This window comes from Cupriavidus sp. KB_39 (assembly GCF_052114485.1).
In the GTDB taxonomy this organism is placed as follows: Bacteria; Pseudomonadota; Gammaproteobacteria; order Burkholderiales; family Burkholderiaceae; genus Cupriavidus.
In genome coordinates, this window is the sequence record NZ_JBFREV010000051.1 from 1 (window position 1) to 26,092 (window position 26,092).

Below are 26,092 nucleotides of genomic sequence, written 5' to 3' on the forward strand. Positions count from 1 at the left end.
ACTGCAGGATGGACTGCGCCAATACATTCACTACTACAATCATGACCGCATCAAGCTCAAACTAAAAGGGCTGAGTCCCGTGCAATACAGGACTCAGCCCTTTCCGGCCTAGCCATCAACCGTCCAACTTCTGGGGGTCAGTTCACATCGCTCTGGCTTTTTCATACGCCTCCCGCCAAGACTCAGGCGGCGCGCTCGTGATGGGGTTCGTCCGCCCCAGCCTCTTCCACGGATTCCGTCGCCCGATCCGCCAGTGCYTCGCCGATCATCAGCAGGCTCGGCTGCACGGGGTCCATCCATGCCGCAGCCTCCCCGGCCGCCATCTGGCGTAGCGTGAACTGGTGGCTGCGCTGCTTCGGGGTGGTGGCCGCTTCCACGACCCATGCGGGCGTCGTGGCGGGCTTGCCGTGGGCGATCAGCTGTGCGGCGATGTTGGCCGCCTGGTCGCGCCCCATGTAATAGACGATGGTGTCGGCGCGGACGTCGGCTTCCACGTCCACCGCATCGGCCGCCTTGGCCTGGGTGGCGAAGGCCACGCTGCGGGAGACGCCGCGCTTGGTCAGCGGCTTGCGGATGGCCGAGGCGGCCGCCAGCGCTGCCGTGATGCCCGGCACCACCTCATACTCGATGCCTGCCGCTTCCAGCGCCTGGAGTTCCTCGTCGGCGCGGCCGAACAGCATCGGGTCGCCGCCCTTGAGMCGCACCACGCGCTCGTACTTGGTGGCCAGGTCCACGATCTGGCGATTGATGAACAGCTGTGCGGTGCTGCGCTGCCCGCAGCGCTTGCCCACCTCCACGAGTTGCGCCTGGGGGCACCAGGCCAGCATCTCGGGCGACACCAGCGCGTCGTGCAGCACCACCTGGGCCTCGCCCAGCAGGCGTGCACCACGCACCGTAATGAGGTCGGCCGCACCGGGGCCTGCACCAATCAGGGTCACGCGTCCGGTCCGTTTGTCTTGATGCGGGGTCATCTCGCTCACTGTTCTACTTGCCGTCTGACGATGTCGATGTCGATGTCAGCTATACGCACGGATCATGCCCGCCGCCACCGTGTGGTTGGTCGCTTCGTCGATCAGCACGAACGCGCCCGTCGCCGGATTATCGCCGTAGACATCGCACACGATCGGCTTCTGCAGCGACAACTGCACCGAACCGATGTCGTTCAGGCGGATGTCATGGCGGCCGGTCTCGTGCGACAGCGTGTGCACGTCCAGCACGCGATCCACCGCCGACACGCGCGCGAACACGCTGGCCGTGGTGTGCTTGAGCACGTACTTGCGCGACGGATTCAGCGATTCGTCGTCGAACCAGCACAGGTCGGCCTGCAGCTTCTTGGCCGAGACCGAGGCGGCGTCGGCGGCGACGAACATATCACCGCGTGATACATCGACGTCTTCCGACAGGCGCACCGTCACGGTGTCGCCCGCGTTGGCCGAGTCGGCGGCGCCGTTCGGCGTCAGCACTTCGGCCACCACGGCGTCGCGGTTGGCCGGCAGCACGCGCAGCTTCTGGCCCACGCGCACGGTGCCCGCTTCCACGCGGCCGGCGTAGCCCCGGAAATCGTCCGACTGGGCGCCGTCCTGGCGGATCACCAGCTGCACCGGGAAGCGCAGCGCGGCGTCGCCCTCGGGGGCCGGCTCCTCGACTGGGAGGGCCTCCAGCAGCGGCAGCAGCGGCTCGCCCGAGTACCACGGCATCGCGTCGCTGGCGTGGACGATGTTGTCACCACGAAGCGCCGACACCGGCACATATCGCACATCYTTCAGGCCCAGTTGCGCGGCCAGTTCGGTGTACGCGGTACGGATCTCGTTGAAACGCTGCTCGTCGTACTCGATCAGATCCATCTTGTTGATGGCGACGATCACGTGCTGGATCTCCAGCAGCTTCAGGATGGCCGAGTGGCGCTTGGTCTGGGCCAGCAGTTCGGCACGGCCGCCCTGCACGGTCACGCGCGTGGCGTCCACCAGCACGATGGCGGCGTGCGCCGTGCTGGCGCCGGTCACCATGTTGCGGGTGTACTGCTCGTGCCCCGGCGTGTCGGCGATGATGAACTTGCGGCGCGCCGTGGAGAAGTAGCGGTAGGCCACGTCGATGGTGATGCCCTGCTCGCGCTCGGCTTCCAGGCCATCGGTCAGCAGCGAGAAGTCGATCTGTTCGCCGGCGGTGCGCTTGTTCTTGGCGTTGGCCAGCGCGGTCAGCTGGTCGGACAGCACGGCCTTGCTGTCATACAGCAGGCGGCCGATCAGCGTGCTCTTGCCGTCGTCCACGGAACCCGCGGTGATAAAGCGCAGCAGGCCCTGGTGAGATGCTTGTCTAGTCATGATGTGTGGTCCTTGGCTGCGGCTTAGAAGTAGCCTTCCTTCTTGCGGCGCTCCATCGACGCCTCGCTGGTCTGGTCGTCCATCCGGGTGGCGCCGCGCTCGGTGATCTCGGTCACCGCGGTCTCGGCGATGATGTCCACCGGGTTGGCGGCCGTGCTGGCCACCGGGCAGGTGCAGGAGATGTCGCCCACGGTCCGGAAGCGTACCGACAGCACCTCGCTCACATCGCCGTCCTGCTTGGGCGTGATCGGCGTCACTGGCACCAGCAGGCCGTTCTTGCGCACCACTTCGCGCTCGTGCGCATAGTAGATCGGCGGCAGGGCCAGGTTTTCCCGGGCGATGTACTGCCACACATCCAGCTCGGTCCAGTTCGAGATCGGGAACACGCGCATCTGCTCGCCSGMSGCCATGCGGGCGTTGTACAGGCTCCACAGCTCKGGGCGCTGGGCCTTGGGGTCCCACTGGCCGAACTCGTCGCGGAACGAGAAGATCCGTTCCTTGGCGCGGGCCTTCTCTTCGTCGCGGCGGGCGCCGCCCATCAGCGCGTCGTACTTGTGCGCCTCGATGGTTTCCAGCAGCGTCACGGCCTGCGCCGCGTTGCGCGAGTCGGTTTCCTTGCGCAGGCGCACCGTGCCGCGCTTGATCGAATCCTCGACATGGCCCACCACCAGGCGCGCRCCCAGTTCCGCCACGCGCTGGTCGCGGAAGGCGATCACTTCCGGGTAGTTATGGCCGGTGTCGATGTGCACCAGCGGGAACGGCAGTTCCACCTTGCGGTCGCCCAGGCGGAAGGCCTTCAGCGCCAGGTGCAGCATGACGATCGAATCCTTGCCGCCGGAGAACAGCAGCGCCGGGTTGCGGCACTCGGCCACCACTTCACGGATGATGTAGATCGACTCGGCTTCCAGCCGGTCGAGGTGGTCGTTCTGGACCTGGAGCAGGTGTTCAACCCCTGCTTCTGCGATGTCGTTCATGATGCCCATGTCGTTCTCGGCCTCGATTCAATACTTCAATGCTTGATGTTCTGCTCGTGGAGCCCGCACTCTTTCGAGTCCTTGCTCTCCCACCACCAACGTCCTGCGCGGACGTCTTCGCCAGCCTTCACAGCGCGCGTACACGGCTCGCAGCCGATGCTCGGGTAGCCCTTGGCATGCAGCGCGTTCACCGGCACGTTGTGGCGCACCAGATAGGCCCAGACCTCGGCCTCGGTCCAGTCGGCCAGCGGATTGAATTTGGGGATGTCGCGCGCTTCGTCCAGCTCCTCGAACGGCAGCTCGGCACGCGTGACGGCCTGCTCGCGGCGCTGGCCGGTCATCCAGGCATCGGCGTGGGACAGCGCGCGGTTCAGCGGCTCCACCTTGCGGATGCCGCAGCAGCTCTTGCGCAGGTCCACGCTGTCGTAGAACGCGTTCAGGCCGTGGTTCTTCAGGTAGTTCTCCACTGCTTCCGGGTCCGGCGTGAACTGCTCGATGGCGTAGCCGTAGTGCGTGTGCACCTGATCCAGCACGGCCAGCGTCTCGGCGTGCAGGCGGCCCGTGTTCAGCGTGAACACGCGGATGCCGGCGCGCACGGCGTCACCGCCACGCAGGATGGCATCGGTCAGGACCATATCCTCGGCAGCCAGGCTGGTGGCGAAGCGGGCGCGGAAGAAGCGGCCCGCAATCTCGGCCAGCCGCTCGGCCAGCGCGCGTTCCTTGGCTTCCAGCGCCTCCACCGTGCCCGTGTAGACCGGCTGGGTCCACAGCGCGGGCGGGCGCAGGCCGGACACCGGCGCGCCCAGCTCCACCACAGGGATGTCGGAGATCACTGCGCTCATGCGGCGCCCCGGGCGGTCACTTCCGCACGGTTGCGGCGGAACAGCGGCAGCGGCTCGTCCACCGATGCCTGATAGGCCACCGTGAACTCGGTGAAGCCCTTGATGGCGTCGTCGATGTTCTTGTCGGCGCGCACCGCGAAGGCGTCGAAGCCGCAGCGCTTCATGAAGTTGAGCTGGTCGCGCAGCACGTCGCCGATGGCGCGGAGCTGGCCGTCCCAGTGGTAACGGGTGCGCAGCAGGTAGGCCGACGAGAAACCGCGGCCATCGCGGAACACCGGGAAATCGACGGCGACCAGCGACACGCGGTCGAAGAGCGCCTCGGCATCGCCCGGCTCGTCTTCAGGAGCCAGCCACACGCCGGTGATGGCCTTGTCGCGGCCGGCCAGCAGCGCTGCGTGCGCCTTCCACACCGACAGCGGGAACAGCACGGCGTCCGTGCCCTGCGCGGCGGCGGCCACGCGGGCGTCGTCCAGCGGCTCGGTCTCGGTGGCGCGCAGCACGGTCCAGTCGTCCTCGACGATCACGGGGCGGAGGTCGGCGGCGTCGCGTTGCAGTTGAATAATCTTTGCCATGTTCAGTCTCTCCGGGGTCGTCAGGCTTCGGCGCGCTCTTCGCGCTGCTTGTCGGCGTACACACGTTCCTTGAACGGGGCGATGCCGATGCGGGCGAACGTGTCGATGAAGCGCTCGTCCTCGACGCGGTGCGCGACGAAGGTTTCGATGATGCGGCTCACCACGTCGGGCATTTCCTCGGCGCTGAACGACGGGCCGATGACCTTGCCCAGCGCGGTGTTGTTGCCCTGGGCGCCGCCGAGCGTCACCTGGTACCACTCGGAACCGTCCTTGTCCACGCCCAGCACGCCGATGTTGCCCACGTGGTGGTGACCGCAGGCGTTGATGCAGCCGGAGATGTTCAGCGAGATCTCGCCGAGGTCGTACACGAAGTCGAGGTTGTCGAAGCGCTCCTGGATGCCCAGCGCGATCGGGATCGACTTGGCATTCGCCAGCGAGCAGAAATCGCCGCCCGGGCAGGCGATGATGTCGGTCAGCAGGCCGATGTTGGCCGTCGCCAGGCCGGCCTGCTTCGCTTCCTGCCAGAGGGCGAAAAGGTCATGCTTCTTGACGTCCGGCAGCACCAGGTTCTGCTCGTGCGCCACGCGCAGCTCGCCAAACCCGTAGCGGTCGGCCAGGTCGGCCACGGCTTCCATCTGCTTGTCCGTGGCATCGCCCGGGGGCGAGACGGGGCCCGGCTTGGTGGAGAGCGTCACGGCGGCATAGCCCGGCACCTTGTGGGCGTGCACGCTGCGGCTGACCCAGCGCGCGAACGCCTTGTCCTCGAGCAGGTGCTTCTCATAGCCGGCGTCGGTGTCGGCCAGCTTCTCGTAGGCCGGCGGGGCGAAGTACTGCGCCACGCGGKCGAAYTCGTCCTGCGTGATGGTGCCCGGGCCGTCCTTGCTGTGCTGCCACTCTTCCTCGACCTCGGCGGCGAACTTCTCGGCGCCGATAGCCTTCACGAGGATCTTGATACGGGCCTTGTACTTGTTGTCGCGGCGGCCGTAGCGGTTGTACACGCGAATCGCGGACTCCACGTAGGTCAGCATGTGCTGCCACGGCAGGTCGTCCTTGATGATYGTGCCCAGGATCGGCGTGCGGCCCAGGCCGCCACCGGCCAGGATGCGCAGGCGCGTCTCGCCGGCGGCRTTCCGGTAGGCGTAGATGCCGATGTCGTGCATCTGCACCACGGCGCGGTCGTTGGCGGAGGCCGAGATCGCGATCTTGAACTTGCGCGGCAGGAAGGCGAATTCYGGCTGGAAGGTGCTCCACTGGCGCAGCAGTTCGGCCAGCACGCGCGGGTCCACGGTCTCGTCCGGCGTCACGCCGGCGAAGTGGTCGGTCGTGATGTTGCGCACGCAGTTGCCCGAGGTCTGGATGCCGTGCATCTCCACGCTGGCGAGGTCGGCCAGCACGTCCGGCACGCGCTCGAGGTCCATCCAGTTGTACTGGATGTTCTGGCGCGTGGAGAAGTGGCCGTAGCCACGGTCGTACTCGCGCGCGATATGCGCCAGCATGCGCATCTGCTTCGACGCCAGCAGGCCGTACGGAATGGCCACGCGCAGCATGTAGGCATGGCGCTGCATGTACAGGCCGTTCTGCAGCCGCAGCGGCAGRAATTCCTCTTCGGTCAGTTCGTCGGAGAGGCGGCGGCGCACCTGGTCACGGAACTGGGCAACGCGCTCTTGGACGATGCGCTGGTCGTATTGATCGTACTGATACATGGTGTGGGTCCGTTCAGTATTCGTTGAATGCTTAGGAAACGAGCTTGATGGCGACCAGCGTGAGCGTGGTGGCCAGGGCGGCGCGCACGAGCCGCTCGGGCAGCGCCCGGGACAGTTGCGCGCCCAGCCAGATGCCGGGGATCGAGCCCACCAGCAGCGCCAGCAACAAATTCCAGTCGACGGTGCCGAGCCACACGTGGCCCAGCCCGGCCACCGCCGTGAGCGGCACGGCGTAGGCGATATCGGTGCCAGCCACTTCGGCCGGCTTCATATGGGGGTACAGCAACAGGATCAGCGTGGCGCCAACCGCGCCGGCGCCGATCGACGACACCGTGACGAGCACGCCGATCACGGCGCCCACTACCACGGTCGCCACCACCTGGCGGCGGCCTTCCAGCTGGAAACGCGGGTTGCGTTCGAGCCAGGCCAGCATCTGCTTGCGGAACAGCAGCGACAATACRGTCAGCAGCACCGACACGCCGATCATCAGCCGAATGCCGTGCAGCCAGCGCGCGTCCAGCTCGCCGGCGCTCTTGAGTACGAGGATGGCGACCAGTGCGGCGGGCAGGCTGCCGATGCAGAGGCGGCGCACCACCTGCCATTGCACGTGGCCATGGGCGCGGTGCGCGATGGTGCCGAAGCCCTTGGTGATCGARGCGAACGCGAGGTCGGTACCCACCGCCGTGGCCGGCGAGAAGCCGAACAGCAGGGTCAGCAGCGGCGTCATGAGCGAACCCCCGCCTACCCCGGTCAGGCCGACCAAGATACCTACCAGCAGACCGGAAGCGGTATACGCAAGGGACATTCGGGGGGTTCTCAACAATGCCTTTTCCGTCACTTCCGCGCTTCGCCGGGGTTCAGGCTGGGCGCGGACGCAATACGGGCAGGCCGTTATTTAACAAAGTTCGAAAATCGTAATAAACTGGCCTCATATCTCAAACTAATAAGAAGTTGTTTGTTTATACGCACCGAGTTATATGAACCTGCACCAGTTCCGCTTCGTGCGCGAGGCCGTCCGTCAGAACTACAACCTGACCGAAGCCGCTAAAGCGCTCTATACGTCACAACCTGGCGTCTCCAAGGCCATCATCGAGCTGGAGGAGGAGTTGGGCGTCGATATTTTCACGCGGCACGGCAAGCGCATCCGCAGCCTGACCGAGCCGGGGCGCCGCATCCTGACCTCCGTGGAGAAGATCCTGCAGGAGGTGGAGAGCCTGAAGCGGGTAGGCAAGGACTACGCTGCCCAGGATCAAGGCAACTTCACCATCGCCACCACGCACACCCAGGCGCGCTATGCCCTGCCGCGCGTGATCGGCGAGTTCACCAAGCGCTACCCCAAGGTGCGGCTGTCGATCCAGCAGGGCAACCCCTCGCAGATCGCGGACATGATCCTGCACGACCAGGCCGACATCGGTATCGCCACCGAGGGCATCTCGGGGGACAAGGGCCTGGTGTCGCTGCCCGGCTACCAGTGGTCGCATACGGTCATCACGCCGCCCGACCATCCCTTGCTGGAAAAGAAGCACATCGCGCTCGAGGACATCGCAAGTTATCCATTGATCACTTACGATCCGAATTTCGCGGGCCGCCCCAAGATTGACAAGGCATTCGCCTTGCGCCAGTTGGAGCCGGATATCATCCTCGAGGCCATCGACGCAGACGTGATCAAGACCTATGTCGAGATCGGCCTGGGCATCGGTATCGTGGCCGGTGTGGCGTTCGATGCCGAGCGCGACCGCAACCTGCGCGGCATCCCGGTCGGCCACCTGTTCGGCACCAATGTGACCCATCTGGCCGTCAAACAGGGCGCGTATCTGCGCAGCTTCGTCTATACCTTCATCGAATTGTTCTCGCCCACCCTGAACCGCAAGCTCGTGGAACAGGCGATGTCGGGCGATCACGAGGCCTATGAGCTGTAATCGGCACATTTAAGATTGCCTGCCGATGTGGCGCACGCCTCCCTCTATATAGATATGTCTGACTCCTCCTCCCTCCCCACCATCCACTGGACCGAAGACGGCGCCGAGCGCAGCGCGCTGTGGCGCTCCGAGGCCGGCCTGCCGCCGCCAAAGCGCGTGGTGATTGCCGATGACCAGACGCCCGCCGACACGGCGTTYCGGCTGGCCAGCGAAGGCGTGGCCCTGCTCTGGCGCGGCGACTTCCAGAACGCGCGCCAGCTGCTCCAGGCCATGGCCCGCCGCACCGACCGCAAGCCCAAGCGCGCGCCCAAGCCGCCGGCCAACATGACCGAGGCGTTCCACAAGCACCGGCTGGCGCAGTCGCAACGCGCGCGCACGCTGGGCATGCTGCTGCTGCCGTTCGACGCCGGCCACGTGGTGCCGCTGCGCCGCGCGCCCGAGGTGGCTGAGGCCTGCACGCAGGTCTACGGCCCGGCCACGGCGCCCTATGTGGCCTCGATGCGCGAACTGCTCGGCCTGATCGGCGCCTACGAGTGGCGCAAGAAGGGCGTCGAGATCCCGGTGCTGGGCGAACGGATCCACCCGTGGTACGGCGTGTTCTCGCCGGTGCGGGGCGAATACCTCGACCTCGTCGCCAAGGAAGCGCTGCCCTCGGACAAGCTCGCCTTCGACATCGGCACCGGCACCGGCGTGCTGGCGGCCCTGCTGGCGCAGCGCGGCGTGCGCCGCGTGGTGGCCACGGACCAGGACCCGCGCGCGCTGCAATGCGCCCGCGACAACCTCGGCCGGCTGGGTCTGACCCATCAGGTGGAAGTGGTCGAGGCCGACCTCTTCCCCGCCGGCCGCGCCCCGCTGGTGGTCTGCAACCCGCCCTGGGTGCCCGCGCGACCGAGTTCGCCGGTCGAGCATGCCGTGTTCGATCCCGAGAGCCGCATGCTGCGCGGCTTCCTCGCCGGCCTTGCCGAGCATCTGGAGCCGGCCGGCCAGGGCTGGCTGCTGCTCTCCGACTTCGCCGAGCATCTGGGCCTGCGCACGCGCGAGGAACTGCTGGGCTGGATCGAAGACGCCGGGCTGAAGGTGCTGGGCCGCTCCGACATCCGCCCGCGCCATCCCAAGGCGAGTGATCCGGACGATCCGCTGCACCAGGCCCGCAAGGCCGAGGTGACCTCGCTGTGGCGCCTCGCGGCCTCGCAAAAACTTTGATTATTCAAGTGCATCAAGAACAAGGAGATTGAGACAATTCGTTGCGTCCGTCGTCGCTAGAATCGGCCGCGCCTGATCCTGTCAGGCAGCCATTCCGACAACCACGACGACCGATGCACGCTTCCTGTCTCAAAACCCTTGTCCTGGCGGGCGGTCTGGCCGCCAGCTTCTCCGCAATGGCGCAGGGCACCCTGCGCGACGGCCGCGCCAATGCGCTCTGCCTGTACTCGCACACGCTGGCGGACGACCCCATCGTTCACCCGAAGCGGCCGGGCACGGCGATGCGGCATGACTTCTTCGGCAACACGGCGGCAGACGCCTACACCACGGGCGCCGACCTGCTGGCAAAGTCCGGCACCACCTGCGAGAACGCTGCGGACACCAGCTCGTACTGGGCCCCCTCGCTGAAGCTGCCCGACGGCACGATCGTGCCGCCCACCTACAAGAAGACCTACTACTCGAACGTGGCGGTGCCCAGTTCCAACCGCTACCCGGTCAGTGTCATGCCAACCGGCCTGCAAATGCTGGCCGGCAACCACGCCGGCACGCAGCCCAACCCGCGCATCTCGTTCCTGTGCACCGGCAGCCGCAGGGGCTACACCAACACCATCCCGACTGACTGCGTGCCCGATCCGGTGAAGGGGACGCAACTCAACATCGGCATCAGCTTCCCCACCTGCTGGGACGGCATCAACCTGAATCCGACGCTGCGCTCCCATCACGGCGGCTACAACAACATGGCCTATGCCGACCAGAGCGGCGCCTGCCCGGTCGGCTATCCGGTGCGCGTGCCGCACCTGAGCATCAATCTCGCCTATGCGCTGGGCCAGGTGCGCGATCTCACGCATGCGCAGCTCTCGAAGGACCCGACGCTGAACGCSCATGGCAAGGTRTCCCAGGAGAACTGGGGKCCCCTSTATTCGGGGCATGCCGACTTCTTCAATGGCTGGCAGCCCAAGGCCATGCACTATCTGACCGAACAATGCCTCAACAAGGAACGCGCCTGCGCCCGGGAAATTCCGTACGACTACAACGCGCCCGAGGCTGACGCGATGGTCAGCGGCGGCAATGATGTCCACACGACATTCGGCCGCGACGTGAAACTGGCCACCGAGGCGGCGCAAGGCGCCACGCCGCCGCTGAGCTTCTACATGAAGTTCCAGATCCCTGAAGGCGCGCAGGCCCTGCCCGCCCGCTTCAAGCCCGAGTACCGGATCATGCTCCATGGCGGCAACGTCACCGGCACGGCGGCCGATATCCTGCAGGTCTTCGTCACCGACACGGCGTGGAACGAAGACACCCTGACCATGGCCAACGCGCCAGCGTGCGGCGGCCGGTTCGTCGGACGGCTTCACCTCAACCATGTGCAGCAATCTCGGCAGATCGATGTCAGCGCGGCGGTGGCCAACGCACTCGCGGCTGGCCAAAAGACGATCTCGTTCTGCGTGAAGGCCGTGCGCCCCGGCCATGCGTTCGCCTTCAGCAGCAAGGAAGGGCCCAACAGCCCCCTGCTAATCCTGCGCGCCATCCAACAACTGCCGTTCTGAGCCCCTCGCAGGCCCCTGCGTGGCGCCGCGCGGCATCCTCGGCTATCCTCGCCATGTGTCGCCCAAGCCGGCGGCACATGGCTTTTTTTACGATGGGGATAAGGAACCGCGGATGACCACCCTTGCATTTATTGGCCTTGGCGCGATGGGCGCGCCGATGGTCGGCCACCTGATTGCTGGCGGCCACACGGTACGGGCCTTCGTACGCCGCCCGGAGGCCGCCGACGCGGCCCGCCAGCTCGGCGCGGAACCGTGCTTCACGCCGGCTGACGCCGCACGCGGAGCGGCCGTGGTGTTCACCAACGTCACCTCGTCGGAAGACGTGCGCACGGTGCTGCTCGGCAAGGATGGCGTGATCGAGGGCGCCGCGCCCGGCACGATCTGCGTCGATCACAGCACAATCTCGCCGATCGTCACGCGCGAGATTGCCCAGTCGCTGGCGGCGCGCGGCATCCACGCGCTCGACTGCCCGGTGTCGGGCGGCACGACCGGCGCGCAGGCCGCCACGCTGACCATCATGGTCGGCGGCAAGGCCGAGCACCTGGARACSGTGCGGCCGCTGCTGAACCTGATTGGCAAGTCGATCACGCATATCGGCGACCACGGCGCGGGCCAGGTCGCCAAGCTGTGCAACCAGATCGCCCAGGTGGTGAATATCGAGGGCATCGCCGAGGCCATGCGCTTTGCCGCCGCGCAGGATGTGGACACCGGCAAGGTGTTCCAGGCGATCTCCACGGGCTTTGCGGGCAGCCGCATGCTCGATCTGCTGGGGCCGAAGATGGTGGCGCGCGACTTCGCCGCCGGCATCGAATCGCGGCTGCATGCCAAGGATTTCGGCCTGGCGCAGGACATCGCCGAGCAGATCGGGCTGGACCTGCCCGCGATGCGCGTCACCTCGGCCCAGCTCGACCAGATGATGGCAAACGGCTGGGGACGCGACGACACCTCGTCGCTGCTGCGCCTGCTGGAACACAAGCAGGCGCCGGACTCGGACGCATCCTAAAGCCTGCCCTCCCCTACATCCCGCCGATCATCGCCAGCAGCGCGCGCAGCATCGGGCTGCCGTCGCGCGCCAGGTCGTCCATCGCGTTGAAATGATGGCGGCCCGGCAGCGGGATGTCCTCGCGCGCGTTGTCCGGCCAGGCGGCGCGGATCAGCGCGTTCTGGCGGTGATATTCGCTCGATTCGATCTCGCCCACCGCCGTCAGCAACGGCGCGCGCGTGGCGGGCGGCAGGAAGGCCGGCGAAAGGCGCACGACATCTGACTCGGTCAGACGCAGGTCCACCTGAAGGAAGTCGGCGCGGCGCAGCGGTTCGAGGTCGTACAGGCCGCTGATCGACAGACCGCCCCGGATCAGGCCCACCGGCAGGTCTGCGCCCACCTGCGGCCACAGCGCCGCCATCAGCATGGTCACCAGATGCCCGCCCACCGAATGCCCGGCCGCGAAGATGCGGTCGCGATCATGGCCGAGCGCATCGCCCTGCCGGTACAGCCACGCCACGCTCTGCACCACCTGCCGGACGATGGTTTCCACCGTGACCGCCGGGCACAGCGAATAGTTGATGATCGCCACCGACACGCCGCGCCGGGGCAGCAGGCTGGCCACGAAGCTGTGGTCGCGCTTGTCGAGCGCCCGGAAGTAGCCGCCGTGGACGAACACCAGCAGCGGCGGACGGGTGCCGGCGGGCACGCCCGTGGCGGGGAAATAGTCGAGGCGCTCGTCGTCGGCATGGGGCGACGCCGGGTCGCCATAGGGCAGGTTCTCGAGGTACGACGCCGCGGCAGCCCGCACCAGCGCCGAATCGGCAGCCCAGCGGGCCATGTGCGTGGCGTTGTCCGGCACCCGGGCGCGGTTGTTATAGGCGTGCGCGTAGAACGCGGGGTCCTGGGATGGCAACTCGGCAAGGCTGGCCAGGGACGGCTGGTCTGACATGTCACGGTGCTCCGATGGGGACGCCGCGACGAGGACGGGGGCGAAGCGGGCGGCGCTGCGCGCTATGCTACCGCAAGCCCGGGGCGGTTGTTCGGCGGGGCGATTTCCGGCATAATCCGCGGTTCATCGCCGCGCGATGCCCGTCCGGGTATCGCCGCCCAATGCCCGGGTGGTGAAACAGGTAGACGCAGGGGACTCAAAATCCCCCGCCGCAAGGCGTGTCGGTTCGAGTCCGACCCCGGGCACCATCCCCCGCACCGCGAGTGCATCCCGCACCACTCCCCTTTTTTGGCCCCCTCACGCCAAAATCATGATCACCACCATCCCCCAGATCGTCAGCAGCGTGTTGCCGACCGCGTAGGTCACCGTATAGCCCAGCCCCGGCACCTGGCTCTTGGCCGCTTCGCAGAGCATGCCGAGTGCCGCCGTGGTGGTGCGCGCCCCGGCGCAGACGCCGAGCAGCAGCGCCGGGTGGAAGTGGAACACGTACTTGGCGATGAACATGCCGATGAACAGCGGCACGGCGGTGGCGAAGATGCCCCACAGGAACAGGCTGATGCCGAGTTTCTGGAGCCCGGCGACGAAGCCCGGGCCGGCGGAGATGCCCACCACGGCGATGAACACGTTCAAGCCCACCGAGTTCATGAACCAGACTGTCGGTTCCGGAATGCGGCCGAAGGTCGGGTGGATGGCGCGATACCAGCCGAAGATGATCCCCGCGATCAGCGCGCCGCCGGCGGTGGACAGCGTCAGCGGAATGCCCCCCACGTTCAGCACGATGGCCCCGATCAGCGTGCCCACCGTGATCGCCAGCGACATGAAGGCCACGTCGGTCACCGTGGTCGGCCGGTCCACGTAGCCGAGGGTCTTGGCCGTGGCGTTGATGTCGCGCGTGCGGCCCACCAGCGTGACCACATCGCCGCGATACAGCTTGGTCTTCGGCAGCACCGGGATCACGGTCTCGGTCGGGCCGCGCTTGATCTTCCTCAGGAACACGCCGCGCGCGCCGGGCTCGTGCGCCAGTTCCTCGAGCGTCTTGTCATCCACGGCCTTGTTGGTGATGTAGATGTCCACGCCCTCGGTGGGTGTGTCCAGCAGCTCGCGGTCTTCCACCTCCGCGCCGCGCGGGCCAAGGAATTCGATCAGCTGGTTACGCTTGCCGCCAATCGCCACCACGTCGCCGGCCTGCAGCACCGTGGACGGGTCCGTCTCGATGATCTTGCCGTCGCGCCGGATGCGCTCGATGAACGCCCGGAAGCCCGCCTGCGTGTGGGACTCCACATCGCCCACGGTCTTGCCGATGTAGGGCGCGTCGGGMGCCAGCTTGTAGGCGCGCAGCTCGAAGTTGTGCCACTGCGTGCCGGCGGCATCGTCACTGGCGCCCAGCAGGTGCTCGTACTCCTTGCAGGCGTTCACGAGGTCGATGCCCAGCAGCTTCGGCCCGATCTGCGCCAGGATGATGGCCGAGCCGACCGTGCCGAAGATATACGTCACCGCGTAGGCAATCGGCATGGCGTCCAGCAACTCCTTGGTTTCCTCGGGCGAGCGGCCCAGCCGGTTGATGGCGTCCGTCGCCAGCCCCATCGACGCCGAAATGGTCTGCGAGCCGGCGAACAGCCCCGCCGACGAGCCGAGGTCATAGCCGGCGATCATCGCCGCCCCCACCGACACCACCAGCGACAGCACCGCCAGGATCACCGCGAAAATCGCCTGGGGCACGCCGTCCTTGGCGATGCCCCGCACGAACTGCGGCCCCACGCCGTACCCCACCGCGAACAGGAACATCAGGAAGAAGACCGACTTCACGTTGGCCGAGATCTTGACGCCGAGGATGCCGATCACGATCGCCACCAGCAGCGTCGACGTCACCGCCCCGAGACTGAAGCCCTTGAAGCTCTTGCCGCCCACCCAGTACCCGATGCCCAGCGCCAGGAAGATCGAGATCTCCGGGTAGGCTTTCAGGGTCGTCACGAACCAGTTCATGAAGCACCTCCTTCGGGTTGTTCTTCTGGGTGCGGGCGGCTACTTGCCTGACTTGCCCTTGCCCGACTTGTCAGATTTTTCGGACTTGTCCGATTTATCCGCCTTGCCCACCTTGCCGCCCTGCGCCCGGTATTTCTCCAGGTACTCGTCGCGCAGCTTGCGCACCGAGCGGCCGATCTTCACGTAGTCCTCTTCGTTGAGGTTGGCCAGCGAGACCCGTCCGGACGGATGCTGGGTCCCAAATCCACCACCGGGCAGCAGSACCACGCCGGCCTCCTCGGCCAGCCGGAACAGCAGCTCGTGCGGCTTGATCGAGTCCAGCAGCCACTTCACGAACTCCGGCCCCACCTCGCGGCTCTCGCGCTCCACGTCGAGCAGCGTGTAGTAATCCACCACGTTCTCGTCCACGGCCTCGGCCTTCGCTCCCATGCCGCGGTACAGCGCGGCCTTGCGGCTGCGGATCAGGCGCTTCACGGTGTCCTTGTAGGTGTCCGCGGTGTCCATGAGCGAGAACAGCGAGAACAGCACCATCTGCACCTGCTGCGGCGTGGAAAGCCCCGCCGTATGGTTCAGGGCCACGGTGCGGCTGTCCGCCACGATGCGGTCGATGAACGGCAGCTTGGCCGGCTCGGTGGTGATGGACGAATAACGCTCGTTCAGCGCCTTCTTGTCGGCATCGGGCAGCGCGGCGATCTGCGCATCGAACAAGTTCGATTTATGCGTGGCGATGACCCCCAGCCGCCAGCCCGTGGCGCCGAAGTACTTCGAGTACGAGTACACCAGGATGGTGTTGCGCGGGCACATGGCGAACAGCGAGACGAAGTTGTCGGCGAAGGTGCCGTACACGTCGTCGGTCAGGATGATCAGGTCCGGGCGCTCCTTGACGATGTCCGCCAGGTATTCCAGGCTGGCATCGCTCACCCGCACCGAGGGCGGGTTGCTCGGGTTGACCAGGAAGAACGCCTTGACCTTGGGGTCGCGCAGCTTGTCCAGTTCCTCGTTCGGGTATTGCCAGCCGGCCGCCGGATCGGCGTTGATATTCACCTCGTGGAGGTTGTATTCCTTCAGCTCGGGAATCTCGATGTACGGCGTGAAGATCGGCATGCCCAGCGCGATGGTGTCGCCCGCGCGCAGCAGCCCGTTCACGCGCATCGAGTTGAACAGGTAGGTCATGGCCGCCGTGCCGCCTTCCACGGCGTAGAGGTCGAAGTCGCCCTCGAACGGATGCGCGCCGATCATCTCCCGGCGGATGTACTGCTTGACGATCTTTTCGCTGAGCCGCAGCATCCGGTCCGGCACCGGGTAGTTGCAGGCCATGAAGCCCTCGCACATCTCGTAGAGAAAGTCGCCGCCGTCCAGCCCGAGCTGGTCGCGCACGTACGAGACCGCGCCGGTCAGGAAGGCCACGCCGGGCACGTCATGGTGCTGGCGCGAGAACTGGTCGAAGCGTTCCTCGATGCCGGCCCGGCGCGGGAATCCGCCCACGCCCACGGGCAGGTAGGAGAACGCCCGCTCCGACTCGATCATGGCGAAGTGCCCAAGCTGCAGGAAGCCATGGCGCGGCACGGTGGCCAGGAAATTGGGGTTGCCCCGCCCCGCGTTGAGCATCAGCCGGTTGGACACGCTCCCGGCCAGCTTGATCAGTTCATCCTTGAGTTCGAAGGGCGAAAGGCTCGCCAGCTTCGACGTATCGTGTCGGCTCATGGTGCATGCCTCGCAAGGGGGTAACGATGGTCAAAGCGTCCGCGCCGAGCGCGGACACTGCTTCCTGAACAAGATATTCAACCGGGGCACGCGCCGGTATTGGACCATGGTCCACCATGCGGAGCGCGCATCACCCAAGTGAGGGACGGCCCGGCTACTGCTTCATCTGCGTGCGCCGCCAGTCGCCGTCGCCCTTGCGGCAGTACCAGCCCGTCCATTTCTCGGACTTGCCGGCCTGCCGGAACTCCGACTTCACCTGACGGCAGCGCTGATCCCCCTTTTGRGTGGTCTGGATCGGCGTCATGGTGCCTTCGGCCGCCTTCGCGTCCTTGTCCGCCGCCAGCTGGAACGGCGTGCTGCTGCCGTCGTCGTTCTCGGACAGCGCCTTGCGATAGATCTCGACCAGCGTCTCCGTCTGCGGACGGCTCAGGCGGCCGACGATGGTGTTGTTCAGGAAATGGTCGAAGTACGCCTGGGCCGGCCAGGCCATCGCACAGAGGGCGAGGCCGGCGCAGACGCGGAGGTTGACAACAAGGCGGCGCGACATGGCAGTAGGTGCGATAGGTGCGATAGGTGCGACAGGGCTACTTCGTCGCCGCCTGCACGTTCACGGCCACGGCCTGCGTGTAGACGGCCTTGATGCGGTCGCCCTTCTTCACCTCGGCCAACTGGGCGGGGTCTTCCACCATCAGGTCCATGACATTGCCCTTGGGCCCCTTCACCGTCACGGTGTGCTTGGACGGGCTGACCGCCACCACATCGGCCACCACGGTCACCTCCTGCCCAATCACGCCGCCCGGCTTGGCACCCGGCGCCGAGCGCTCCTCGATGGGCTTGGTTTCCATCGACAGCGGCCCACTCCCCTTCTCCAGCTTCAGCGTCAGCGCCTCGCGGTATTCCACCGCCACCTTGTCGCCGACCTTGAGCTGGTCGAAGTTGCGCGCCTCGGGGCCCACGGCCAGGTCGACGACCTTGCCCGTCTGCGTCTTCAGGGTCACCGTGCGCGTGGGCGCGTCGATTTTCGTGATCGTCGCGTTCACCTTGGCGGTGCCCGTCATCGTGGCCGTCCCCTGTCCACGCGTGACATCCACCTTGGTATCCGGCTGGGCCTGCGCCGCGCCTGCCATGGCAATCATCGCCACCATCACCAGCACTCGTTTTTTCATGTCATCTCTCCGTTGTGGATGCCTGATCCCGGCGCTCCGCTTGCGGGATGCCGGCTGCGCGCAGCGGCCAGCCAGCACCGAGCGCCTTGTAAAGCTGCACGATCTGCCCGAACTCGGTACCGCGCAGGCTCGACTGGTCGATCTGGGCCGAGAACAGCGCGCGCTCCGAGTCGAGCACCTCCAGGTAGCTGGTGTAGCCGCCCTCGTAGCGGTCGCGCGCGAGCGCGGCATAGCGCGCCAGCGCATCGACCTGCGCGGTCTTGGCCGTGAGCTGATCGCGCGTGCGCTGCACGCCCACCAGTGCGTCCGCCACTTCGCGGAACGCGGTCTGGATGGCCTGTTGGTAGCCCTGCAGCGCCTGCCGCTGGCGTGCCTCGGCCTGCCGGACATCGCCCGCAATCCGCCCCGCGCTGAAGATCGGCATCGCCACCGACGCGCCATACGACCACGTCTGCGCCGCGCCCACCCAGAGCCCGGAAAGCGCCGTGCTGGCCGCGCCGAACAGCCCGGTCAGCGTGATGGTCGGGAAGTACTCGGCCCGTGCCGCGCCGATCTCGGCGTTGGCGGCCACCAGTTGCTGCTCGGCCTGCAACAGGTCCGGGCGCTGCTCCAGCAGGTCGGACGGCAGGCCGGATGGAATCGTCGGCGGGCGCAGTTCGCCAATCGGCAGGCCGCGCGGCATGGCGCGCGGGTTCTCGCCGATCAGCACCGACAGCAGGTTCTCCTGCTGCGCCACCAGCTGGTCGTAGAGCGCCACCGAGGTCAGCGCCGACGCATACTCGGACTGCGCCTGCGCCAGTTCCACCTCGGACACCACCCCGCCCTCGAAGCGCTGCCGGAACAGCTCCAACGCCCCGGCGCGGCTGTCGAGCGTGTCGCCGGCCACCAGCCGGCGGTTATCCAGATCGCGCAGCGTGACGTAGCCCGAGGCCACGGCCGCCACCACGCTGATCTCCACGGCCCGGCGCGCCTCGTCGGAGGCTGCCCATTGCGCGCGGGCCGACTCGGTCAGGCGCCGCAGCCGGCCGAACAGGTCGATCTCCCACGAGGCGAACACATCGGCCTGCACCTGGTTGAACGGATTGCCCACCGGCGACAGCGTGCCGCTGCTGTTGCTCAGGCGCTGACGGCTTGCCAACGTCTCCACGCCGACCTGCGGGAACATCAGGCCGCGCGTGGACATCACGCGCCCGTAGTACTCGTCCACACGGGCGGCGGCRATCAGGATGTCGCGATTGCGCTCCAGCGCCTGGGCGATCATCGCGTCGAGCACCGGGTCGCCGAACTGGCCCCACCATTGCGGATCGATGGCGGGCGTGGCGGGCGTGGCGGGCGTGGTGGGCGTGGCGGCCGTAGGCGTGGCCGTRGCCGGCGGGGTCTCCGCGAAGCGATAGGTCTCGGGCACGTCCACGGCGGGCCGTTCGTAGTCCGGCCCCACCGCGCAGCCGCCTGCCATCAGGGCGCCGGCACCAACCAGCGCCTGCCAGTGCACGTGGCTCATGGCGGGTCTCCCCGGCGCACCGGCGCGGCCGGCGCATCGGCGGGCGGCTCCAGCCCCGGCTCGGGCGGATGACCCGAAGGCGGATGGCCCGGCGTCGGCTGGTCCGGCACCTTGCCGGCGGTGCGGCGCTCCAGCGCCCAGAAGAACATCGGGATGAAGAACACCGCGATCACCGTGGCGCCGAGCATGCCGCCGATCACCCCCGTGCCGAGCGACTGCCGGCTCGCCGCGGAAGCTCCGCTGGCGATGGCCAACGGAATGCAGCCCAGGATGAAGGCCAGCGAGGTCATGATGATCGGCCGCAGCCGCAGCTTGGACGCCTTGACCGCCGCGTCGTAGGCGTTCAGCCCCTCCTTGATGCGCATCTCCACCGCGAACTCGAAGATCAGGATGGCGTTCTTGGCCGCCARCGCGATCAGCACCGTCAGGCCGATCTGGAAGTACACGTCGTTCTGCATGCCGCGTATCAGGATGGCGACCAGCGCGCCGAACAGCGCGAACGGCACCGCCAGCAGCACGCCGATCGGCAGCGACCATTTCTCGTACTGGGCGGCCAGGATCAGGAACACCATCAGCAGCGCGAAGGCGAACACCATGGCGGCGGTCGAGCCGGCCTTCTTCTCCTCATACGCCTGCCCGCTCCACGCAAAGCTGTAGCCCTCGCCCAGCACCTCGGCGGCCACTTCCTCCATGGCGGTCAGCGCCTGCCCGGAGCTGTAGCCSGGCGCGGCGTCCCCGGTGATCTTGGCGGCCGGGAAGTTGTTGAAGCGCGTGACGAGGTCCGCGCCGGCCACGTAGCGCGAGGTGGTCACGGCCTTGATCGGCACCATGTCGCCATGGGTGTTGCGCACATAGACCTTGTCGAGGTCTTCCGGGCGCGAACGGAACTGCGGCTCGGCCTGCAGGATGACCTGGAACAGCCGGCTGTTCTTCGGGAACTGGCTCACGTAGAGCGAGCCGAACATGGTCTGCAGGGCCGAGTAGACCTGATCGACCGGCACGCCCTGGGTCTCGGCGCGCTCGCGGTCCAGGTCCACCAGCAACTGGCGCGAGCGCGTGTTGATCGTCGTGCTCACGCTGCGCAGCTCGGGCCGCTGGCGCGCCTTGGCGATGAAGGCCCGCGCGCGCGCCTCCAGCTGYTGGTAGGTGCCGTCGCCGGTGCTTTGCAGCCAGAACTCGAAACCGCCCGTGGTGCCAAGTCCCGGGATGGACGGCGGATTGACCGGGATCACCAGCCCCTCGCGCCAGGTGGAGAACTCGCGGTTGGCCTTGGTGATGAGGTCCTCGGCGCTCTCGCCCTTGCCGCGATCGTGGAAGCTCTTCAGCGTGATGAACAGCGTGCCGGCGTTGGACTTGTTCTGSGAGTCGATCAGGCTGTAGCCGTCCGGCGTGGCCACCGACTTCACGCCCGGCTGCGCCGCGAACCATTGCTCGGCGCGCTTGGACAAGTCGCCGGTACGGTCCAGGCTCGCCGCGTCCGGCAGCACCACCGCGCCGAACAGGTAGCCCTGGTCCTCCACGGGCAGGAACGACGACGGAATGCGCATGAACAGCAGCACGCTCGCCACGATCAGCGCCAGCACCAGCGCCACGGAGATGAACACGCGGCGGATCACCAGCTGGATGCTGCTGCCGTAGCCTTCCACCATGCGGTCGAAGCTGCGGTTGAACCACTGGAAGAATCGGTTCTTCTTGTGCGTGCCGGGCTTGAGGAGGATGGCCGCCAGCGCGGGCGACAGCGTCAGCGCCACAATGCCAGACAGGAACACCGACACCGCCAGCGTGATGGCGAACTGCTTGTACAGCTGCCCGGTGATGCCGGAGAGGAAGGCCACCGGGATGAACACGGCCAGCAGCACCAGCACGATGGCCACCACCGGCCCGCCCACCTCGTCCATGGCGTGCTTGGCGGCGATCTTGGGCGGCATGTTGAACTCGACCATATTCCGCTCGACGTTCTCGATCACCACGATGGCGTCATCCACCACGATGCCGATGGCCAGCACCATCCCGAACAACGTCAGCATGTTCACCGAAAAGCCGAACGCCGACATCGCCATGAAGGTGCCGATGATCGACACCGGCACGGCCAGGATCGGCACCAGCGTGGCGCGGAAACTCTGCAGGAACAGGTAGACCACCAAAATCACCAGGATCACGGCGTCGCGCAGCGTATGCACCACCTCGTTGATCGACTCCTGCACGAACTCCGTGGTGTCCAGCGCCACCTCGTACTCCAGCCCGGGCGGGAACGACTTCTTCATGGTCTCCAGCGTGGTGCGCACCTGCTTGGCCACGTCCAGCGCGTTGGCGCCCGGCTGCTGGTAGACGGCCATCAGCGTGGCGGTCTTGCCCTTGAAGCGGCTGCGCAGCGAGTAGTCCTTCGARCCCAGCTCGGCCCGGCCGATGTCCTTCAGCCGCACGATGGCCGCATCGCCCGAGGCAGCACGGAGGATGATGTTGTCGAACTCGGCCGGCTCGGTCATGCGGCCCTTGGTGGCCACCGGGAAAGTCTGCTTGACTGGCCCGTCGGTCGGCGAGGAGCCGATGCGCCCGGCCGAGAACTGCTCGTTCTGCGCCGCCACCGCGTTCTTCACGTCCTCCACGGTGATGCCGAGCCGCGCCATGCGGTCCGGCCGCAGCCAGACGCGCATCGCGTAGTCCGGCGTGCCGAAGATCGCGGCCTGATTGGCGCCGGGAATCCGCTTCAGCGCGTCAAGGATGTAGATGTTGGTGTAGTTGTCGACGAAGGTCTGCGGATAGCTGTTGTCCGGCGAGTAGACYGCGATCACCATCATGAACGCCGACGACCGCTTCTGGACCGAGACCCCCTGCTTGGTCACCGCATCCGGCAGCGTRGGCAGCGCCAGGTTCACGCGGTTCTGCACGTCCACCTGGGCCAGCGACGGGTCGGTGCCGATCTCGAAGTACACCGTCAGCGTCATGTTGCCGGTGGASGAGCTGGTGGACGACATATAGAGCATGTTGTCCGCGCCGTTCACCTGCTGCTCGATCGGCGCGGCCACGTTCTGCGCCACCACCTCGGAACTCGCCCCGGGGTATGTGGTGGTCACAGTGATGCTCGGCGGCGTGATGTCCGGGAACTGCGCCACCGGCAGGTTGAACATCGCCACCAGCCCGCCCACCACGATGATGATGGACAGCACCGATGCAAAGATCGGCCGGTCGATGAAGAAGTGCGACAGCGTCATGGCGCGGCCTTCTCACCGGGCGCGGGCTGGGCCGCCGATTTCTGGTCAGCCGATTTCTGTGCGCCCTGGGCTGCCGGCGCGGAGGCCGGCTTCGCCCCTACCGGTGTGGGCCGCACCGGCGCGCCGGGCGCGAGCCGCACCGTGCCGTCCACGATCACCACGTCGCCTTCGCGCAGGCCGGAGCGCACCACCCAGTTGCCCTCGGTCCATTCGGCCACCTCGATGGCGCGCGACTGCGCCTTGTTGTCCTTGTCCACGGTCCAGACCGATTCGCCGCGCTGGCCCTGGATCACCGCCTCCTGCGGCACGGTGATGGCGCGCGTGCGCTGGGCGCCGATCACCCGCACCCGCACGAACTGGCCCGGCCGTAGCTGGCCATCGCGGTTGGCCACCTCGGCCCGCACGAGGTAGGTGCCGGTCTCGGCACTGAAGGAGGCGTCCTGGAAGGCGATGCGGCCCCGGCTCGGATAGACGCTGCCGTCGGCCATGATCACTTCCACCTCCAGCGCGCCGCGCTCAGGCATGCGCAGCGCGCCCGATGCCGTCTGGGAGCGTGTTTGCAGCACTTCGTTCTCGGAGAGGCTGAAGTTGACCCACATCGGGTCCAGTTTGGCCACGTAGGTCAGCAGGCTGTTGGTGGGGTCGATATAGGAGCCCACCTGCTTCTTGGCGAAGCTGGACAGCCCGTTCACGGGCGAGGTGATGGTGGTATAGCCGAGGTTCAGCTTCGCGTTGACGACGTTGGCCTTGGCCTGCTCGACAGCCGCCGCCGCGGCCTGTTCCTGGCCGGTGGAGTCGTCGAGGTCCTTCTGGCTCAAGGCGTTCTTGGCGGCCAGCGGCCGTACGCGGTTCAGGTTGGCGCGCGCCGTGGTCAGCCGCGCCTGCTGTTGCGCCAGCTCCGCGTTGGCGGCGGACAGCGCGGCCTGGAATGGCTTCTGGTCCATRCGGAACAGCACGTCGCCGGCCTTGACCAGCGAGCCCTCCGTGTAGGTGCGCTGCTCCAGGAAGCCGTTCACGCGGGCCCGGATCTCCACCTGCTGGGAACTCTGCGTCTCGCCCACGAACTCGAAGTTCAGCGGCACGTCACGCAACGACACGGTGATAACGCCGACGTCGGTCACCGGCGGCGCCGCGGCCTTGCGCTCCTCCTTCCCGCAGCCCGCGCCCAGCACCAGCACCAGCGCCGCCAGCAGCGTCACTCCCCCTCGGCCGATCCTGCTGCGCATTGCGGTCTCCCATCCACACATGCCACGCCCACGCCATGCAAAGGGCGCTTCTCGACCTAGCTTGTGCCGCGCCGCAATCCATGGCAATTGGACCAAGGGCCACCCCGCGTCAGGACCGGGGGGGCGGGATCAGGGCGAGCAGCTGGGACGCGTTGAACGGCTTGCGCAGATAGCCCAGCGCGCCGTTGGCCAGCGCGCGGGTGCGCGCCTCGGGCACGTCATAGGCGGTGATGAACAGCACGGGCAGGCCGATGGGCATCAGCCGCTGYTGCACTTCCAGGCCGTCAATATCGGACATGCAGACATCGAGGATCACGCAGTCGGGGCGGTAGCCGGGGTCGGCGTGGAGGCGGTCCAGCAGCGCCAGGCCGCTGGCGTAGGTATCCACGACGACGCCGGCGGCGCGCAGCAGCCGCGCAATCGCGCGGGCTACGGCGTCGTCGTCATCGACGATGACGACAAAGGTCTCGGTAGGCCCCATAGATTGACCACAGGTTGACCATCGGCAGGATCGGCAATCGCGCAAGCATCGCTGATGCTCGTAGCCTACGAGATGCCCCGCCCCCGCGATATTGGGCCATGGTCCCGCCCAGGCGGCGCGCCATGCCGGGGTGTGCACCCCGGCCCTTCACCCGTCTGCGTGGGGAGCGCTCAGGCCCCGGCGCCCGCACCCGCGCGGTGGGGTGTCCGTGCGGCGGCCACGGCGGGCAGGCCGAGCTTGTCGGCCATGCGCACCAGYTCGGCCAGCGARCCGACCTCCAGCTTGCGCATGACGCTGGCGCGATGGGCCTTGATGGTCTTCTCCACCGTGCCCAGTTCGCTGGCCACCTGCTTGTTCAGGCGGCCGGTGACCACCCATGCCATCACCTCGCGCTCGCGCGGGGTCAGGCGGTCGAGCCGCTCGCGCAGGTCGGCCATTTCCTCGTGTTCCATGTGCCGCGCCACGGCGCAGCGGCAGGCCCGTTCGAGCGACGCCAGCAGCGCGTCTTCCTGCACCGGCTTGAGCAGGAAGTCCGTGGCGCCGGCCAGCATGGCCAGGATCGTGGAGGGGACATCGGCATGGCCCGTGACGAAGATCACCGGCAGCTCGCCGTCGAGCCGGCGCTGGAGCGTGATGCCGTCCATGCCCGGCATCTGGAGGTCCAGCATCACGCAGGCCGGACCGGGGTCCGCCGCGCGCGCATCGAGGAAGGCCCAGGCATCGTTGAAGCCCACCGCCTGGTAGCCGTGCGCCTTGACCAGCCGCACCAGCGCGCGCACGACACCGGGGTCATCGTCGACGATATACACCGTCGGAACGTGTTCGCTCATGGCGCTATCCTTTGAAAGACGATTCGGCCATGGCAAGCCCGCGCGGCATGCGGACGCCGCGTCGTGTGGGCATGCCTTCCTGGGGCAGCGAAAACTGGAATGTCATGCCACGGTCCGCGTTGTTCCACGCGTCCAGCGTGCCGCCGTGGCGCGCGGCGATGGCACGGCTGATCGACAGCCCGAGCCCCATGCCCTGCGGCTTCGAGGTGACGAACGGTTCGAAGATGTGCTCGAGGTCGCCGGGGTCCACGCCGGCGCCGCTGTCGCGCACCGCGATCTGCACCATCCCCTCCGCCACGTGCGCCATCACCGTGACCTCGCGCGGGGTGCCACTGCCGGGCACGCCCCGGTCCACGGCATCGCAGGCGTTGAGCAGCACGTTGAGCAGCAGTTGCTGGATCTGCACCGCATCGCCATTGACGCGCGGCAGCGGCGACGCCACCTGCCGGGTCAGCACGATGCCGCGCCCGAGCGCGTTGCCACGCACCAGCGCCAGGGCCTCGTCGATGGCGGCGCCGATGTCCAGCGGCCCCAGCACGCGGGACTCGCCCTTGATCAGCGCGCGGATCTGCCGCACCGTGGCGCTGGCTCGGCACGCTTCGTCGTTCACGTCCTTGAGAATCTCGCGCACCTCGTCCATGTCGATGACATCGGACTCCAGGTACTGGCGCGCGGCCTGGGCATTGCTGACGATGGCGGTCAGCGGCTGGTCGAGTTCATGGGCCAGCGAGCCGGCCAGCTCGCCCATGCTGGAGAGCCGGGACGARCGCATCAGCGAGGCATAGTCGGCATCGGCGCCGTTCTCGCCGCGCCGCCGCAGCCGCCCGGTGCGCGGCGCCGGCGCGCGCGGCGGGGCGCGCTTGTGCGGCAATGCGCGCCACAGCGCGTCCGCCACTGCGCAGCCGGCGGCCACGCTGGCCACTGCCAACAGCCACGTCGTCCCATGTGGAATCCGGGGGGATCGGCTCATGCGG

At 67.3% G+C, this 26,092-nt stretch carries 23 protein-coding genes and 1 tRNA gene; 6 read left to right on the forward strand and 18 right to left on the reverse strand.

Translation table 11 applies throughout. The features are described from left to right. Positions 1–112: IS3 family transposase (locus AB4Z27_RS26090; RefSeq protein WP_284454490.1), on the forward strand; the 112-nt coding region annotated here is incomplete at its 5' end. A 70-nt stretch (positions 113–182) separates the two neighbouring features. Here AB4Z27_RS26090 and cobA read toward each other — a convergent pair. Genes cobA through AB4Z27_RS26125 form a run of 7 tightly spaced genes read right to left on the reverse strand, consistent with a single transcriptional unit; the run spans position 183 to position 7,217 of the window. Then, entirely contained in the window at positions 183–971 is a 789-nt protein-coding gene (gene cobA, locus AB4Z27_RS26095; RefSeq protein ID WP_092300765.1) for a uroporphyrinogen-III C-methyltransferase, read from the reverse strand. 45 nt (positions 972–1,016) lie between these two features. After that, positions 1,017–2,321 carry a sulfate adenylyltransferase subunit 1 gene (locus AB4Z27_RS26100; RefSeq protein ID WP_092300768.1) on the reverse strand — a complete coding sequence of 435 codons (1,305 nt, stop codon included), beginning with the start codon at positions 2,319–2,321 and terminating at the stop codon, positions 1,017–1,019. A 23-nt stretch (positions 2,322–2,344) separates the two neighbouring features. Continuing rightward, positions 2,345–3,304, reverse strand: a complete 960-nt coding sequence (gene cysD, locus AB4Z27_RS26105) for a sulfate adenylyltransferase subunit CysD (RefSeq protein WP_441645623.1) — start codon at positions 3,302–3,304, stop codon at positions 2,345–2,347. Positions 3,305–3,330: 26 nt separating this feature from the next. Continuing rightward, positions 3,331–4,137 (reverse strand): phosphoadenylyl-sulfate reductase, encoded by an 807-nt coding sequence (locus AB4Z27_RS26110; protein ID WP_441645624.1) that lies wholly within the window; start codon positions 4,135–4,137, stop codon positions 3,331–3,333. Then, on the reverse strand, positions 4,134–4,709 hold the full coding sequence (locus AB4Z27_RS26115) for a DUF934 domain-containing protein (RefSeq protein ID WP_092300777.1): 576 nt from the start codon (positions 4,707–4,709) through the stop codon (positions 4,134–4,136). The genes AB4Z27_RS26110 and AB4Z27_RS26115 overlap by 4 nt, the downstream gene beginning before the upstream one ends. Before the next feature lie 20 nt (positions 4,710–4,729). Then, entirely contained in the window at positions 4,730–6,412 is a 1,683-nt protein-coding gene (locus AB4Z27_RS26120) for a nitrite/sulfite reductase (RefSeq protein WP_441645625.1), read from the reverse strand. Between the two features lie 31 nt (positions 6,413–6,443). Then, positions 6,444–7,217 carry a sulfite exporter TauE/SafE family protein gene (locus AB4Z27_RS26125; RefSeq protein WP_092300783.1) on the reverse strand — a complete coding sequence of 258 codons (774 nt, stop codon included), beginning with the start codon at positions 7,215–7,217 and terminating at the stop codon, positions 6,444–6,446. 172 nt (positions 7,218–7,389) lie between these two features. Here AB4Z27_RS26125 and AB4Z27_RS26130 point away from each other — a divergent pair, with 172 nt between their 5' ends. From AB4Z27_RS26130 to AB4Z27_RS26145, 4 genes are all read left to right on the forward strand, one after another. Next, on the forward strand, positions 7,390–8,331 hold the full coding sequence (locus AB4Z27_RS26130; RefSeq protein WP_092300786.1) for a CysB family HTH-type transcriptional regulator: 942 nt from the start codon (positions 7,390–7,392) through the stop codon (positions 8,329–8,331). A 54-nt stretch (positions 8,332–8,385) separates the two neighbouring features. Next, positions 8,386–9,534, forward strand: coding sequence for a methyltransferase (locus tag AB4Z27_RS26135; RefSeq protein WP_092300789.1), 1,149 nt, complete (start codon positions 8,386–8,388; stop codon positions 9,532–9,534). A 113-nt stretch (positions 9,535–9,647) separates the two neighbouring features. Then, complete coding sequence (locus tag AB4Z27_RS26140; RefSeq protein ID WP_092300792.1) at positions 9,648–11,081, forward strand: DUF1996 domain-containing protein; 1,434 nt, start codon at positions 9,648–9,650, stop codon at positions 11,079–11,081. 112 nt (positions 11,082–11,193) lie between these two features. After that, complete coding sequence (locus AB4Z27_RS26145; protein ID WP_092300794.1) at positions 11,194–12,084, forward strand: NAD(P)-dependent oxidoreductase; 891 nt, start codon at positions 11,194–11,196, stop codon at positions 12,082–12,084. A gap of 13 nt (positions 12,085–12,097) precedes the next feature. On the opposite strand, the gene AB4Z27_RS26150 is transcribed toward AB4Z27_RS26145, so the two are convergent. Continuing rightward, positions 12,098–13,015: an alpha/beta hydrolase gene (locus tag AB4Z27_RS26150; protein WP_441592364.1), complete on the reverse strand. Its 918-nt coding sequence runs from the start codon at positions 13,013–13,015 to the stop codon at positions 12,098–12,100. Between the two features lie 163 nt (positions 13,016–13,178). Here AB4Z27_RS26150 and AB4Z27_RS26155 point away from each other — a divergent pair. After that, positions 13,179–13,263: transfer RNA gene (locus AB4Z27_RS26155), tRNA-Leu, on the forward strand. Positions 13,264–13,312: 49 nt separating this feature from the next. On the opposite strand, the gene aspT is transcribed toward AB4Z27_RS26155, so the two are convergent. From aspT to AB4Z27_RS26205, 10 genes are all read right to left on the reverse strand, one after another. Continuing rightward, entirely contained in the window at positions 13,313–14,998 is a 1,686-nt protein-coding gene (aspT, locus tag AB4Z27_RS26160; RefSeq protein WP_092300800.1) for an aspartate-alanine antiporter, read from the reverse strand. 39 nt (positions 14,999–15,037) lie between these two features. Further along, positions 15,038–16,702, reverse strand: a complete 1,665-nt coding sequence (locus tag AB4Z27_RS26165) for a bifunctional aspartate transaminase/aspartate 4-decarboxylase (protein ID WP_092300803.1) — start codon at positions 16,700–16,702, stop codon at positions 15,038–15,040. A gap of 154 nt (positions 16,703–16,856) precedes the next feature. After that, entirely contained in the window at positions 16,857–17,249 is a 393-nt protein-coding gene (locus tag AB4Z27_RS26170; protein ID WP_441645626.1) for a hypothetical protein, read from the reverse strand. 37 nt (positions 17,250–17,286) lie between these two features. Then, positions 17,287–17,868: a DUF1344 domain-containing protein gene (locus tag AB4Z27_RS26175; RefSeq protein WP_092300808.1), complete on the reverse strand. Its 582-nt coding sequence runs from the start codon at positions 17,866–17,868 to the stop codon at positions 17,287–17,289. Between the two features lies 1 nt (position 17,869). Continuing rightward, positions 17,870–19,369, reverse strand: a complete 1,500-nt coding sequence (locus AB4Z27_RS26180) for an efflux transporter outer membrane subunit (protein ID WP_441645627.1) — start codon at positions 19,367–19,369, stop codon at positions 17,870–17,872. Continuing rightward, positions 19,366–22,581, reverse strand: a complete 3,216-nt coding sequence (locus AB4Z27_RS26185) for an efflux RND transporter permease subunit (protein WP_092300814.1) — start codon at positions 22,579–22,581, stop codon at positions 19,366–19,368. The genes AB4Z27_RS26180 and AB4Z27_RS26185 overlap by 4 nt, the downstream gene beginning before the upstream one ends. Then, complete coding sequence (locus AB4Z27_RS26190; RefSeq protein ID WP_092300817.1) at positions 22,578–23,807, reverse strand: efflux RND transporter periplasmic adaptor subunit; 1,230 nt, start codon at positions 23,805–23,807, stop codon at positions 22,578–22,580. Before AB4Z27_RS26190 ends, AB4Z27_RS26185 begins: the two co-directional genes overlap by 4 nt. Positions 23,808–23,916: 109 nt before the next feature. Further along, a complete protein-coding gene (locus AB4Z27_RS26195; RefSeq protein ID WP_092300820.1) occupies positions 23,917–24,288 on the reverse strand; it encodes a response regulator transcription factor in 372 nt (123 codons plus the stop codon). 170 nt (positions 24,289–24,458) lie between these two features. Then, on the reverse strand, positions 24,459–25,118 hold the full coding sequence (locus AB4Z27_RS26200; RefSeq protein ID WP_092300823.1) for a response regulator transcription factor: 660 nt from the start codon (positions 25,116–25,118) through the stop codon (positions 24,459–24,461). A 4-nt stretch (positions 25,119–25,122) separates the two neighbouring features. Further along, positions 25,123–26,088, reverse strand: coding sequence for a sensor histidine kinase (locus AB4Z27_RS26205; protein WP_441592356.1), 966 nt, complete (start codon positions 26,086–26,088; stop codon positions 25,123–25,125). Between the last annotated feature and the right edge of the window lie 4 nt (positions 26,089–26,092).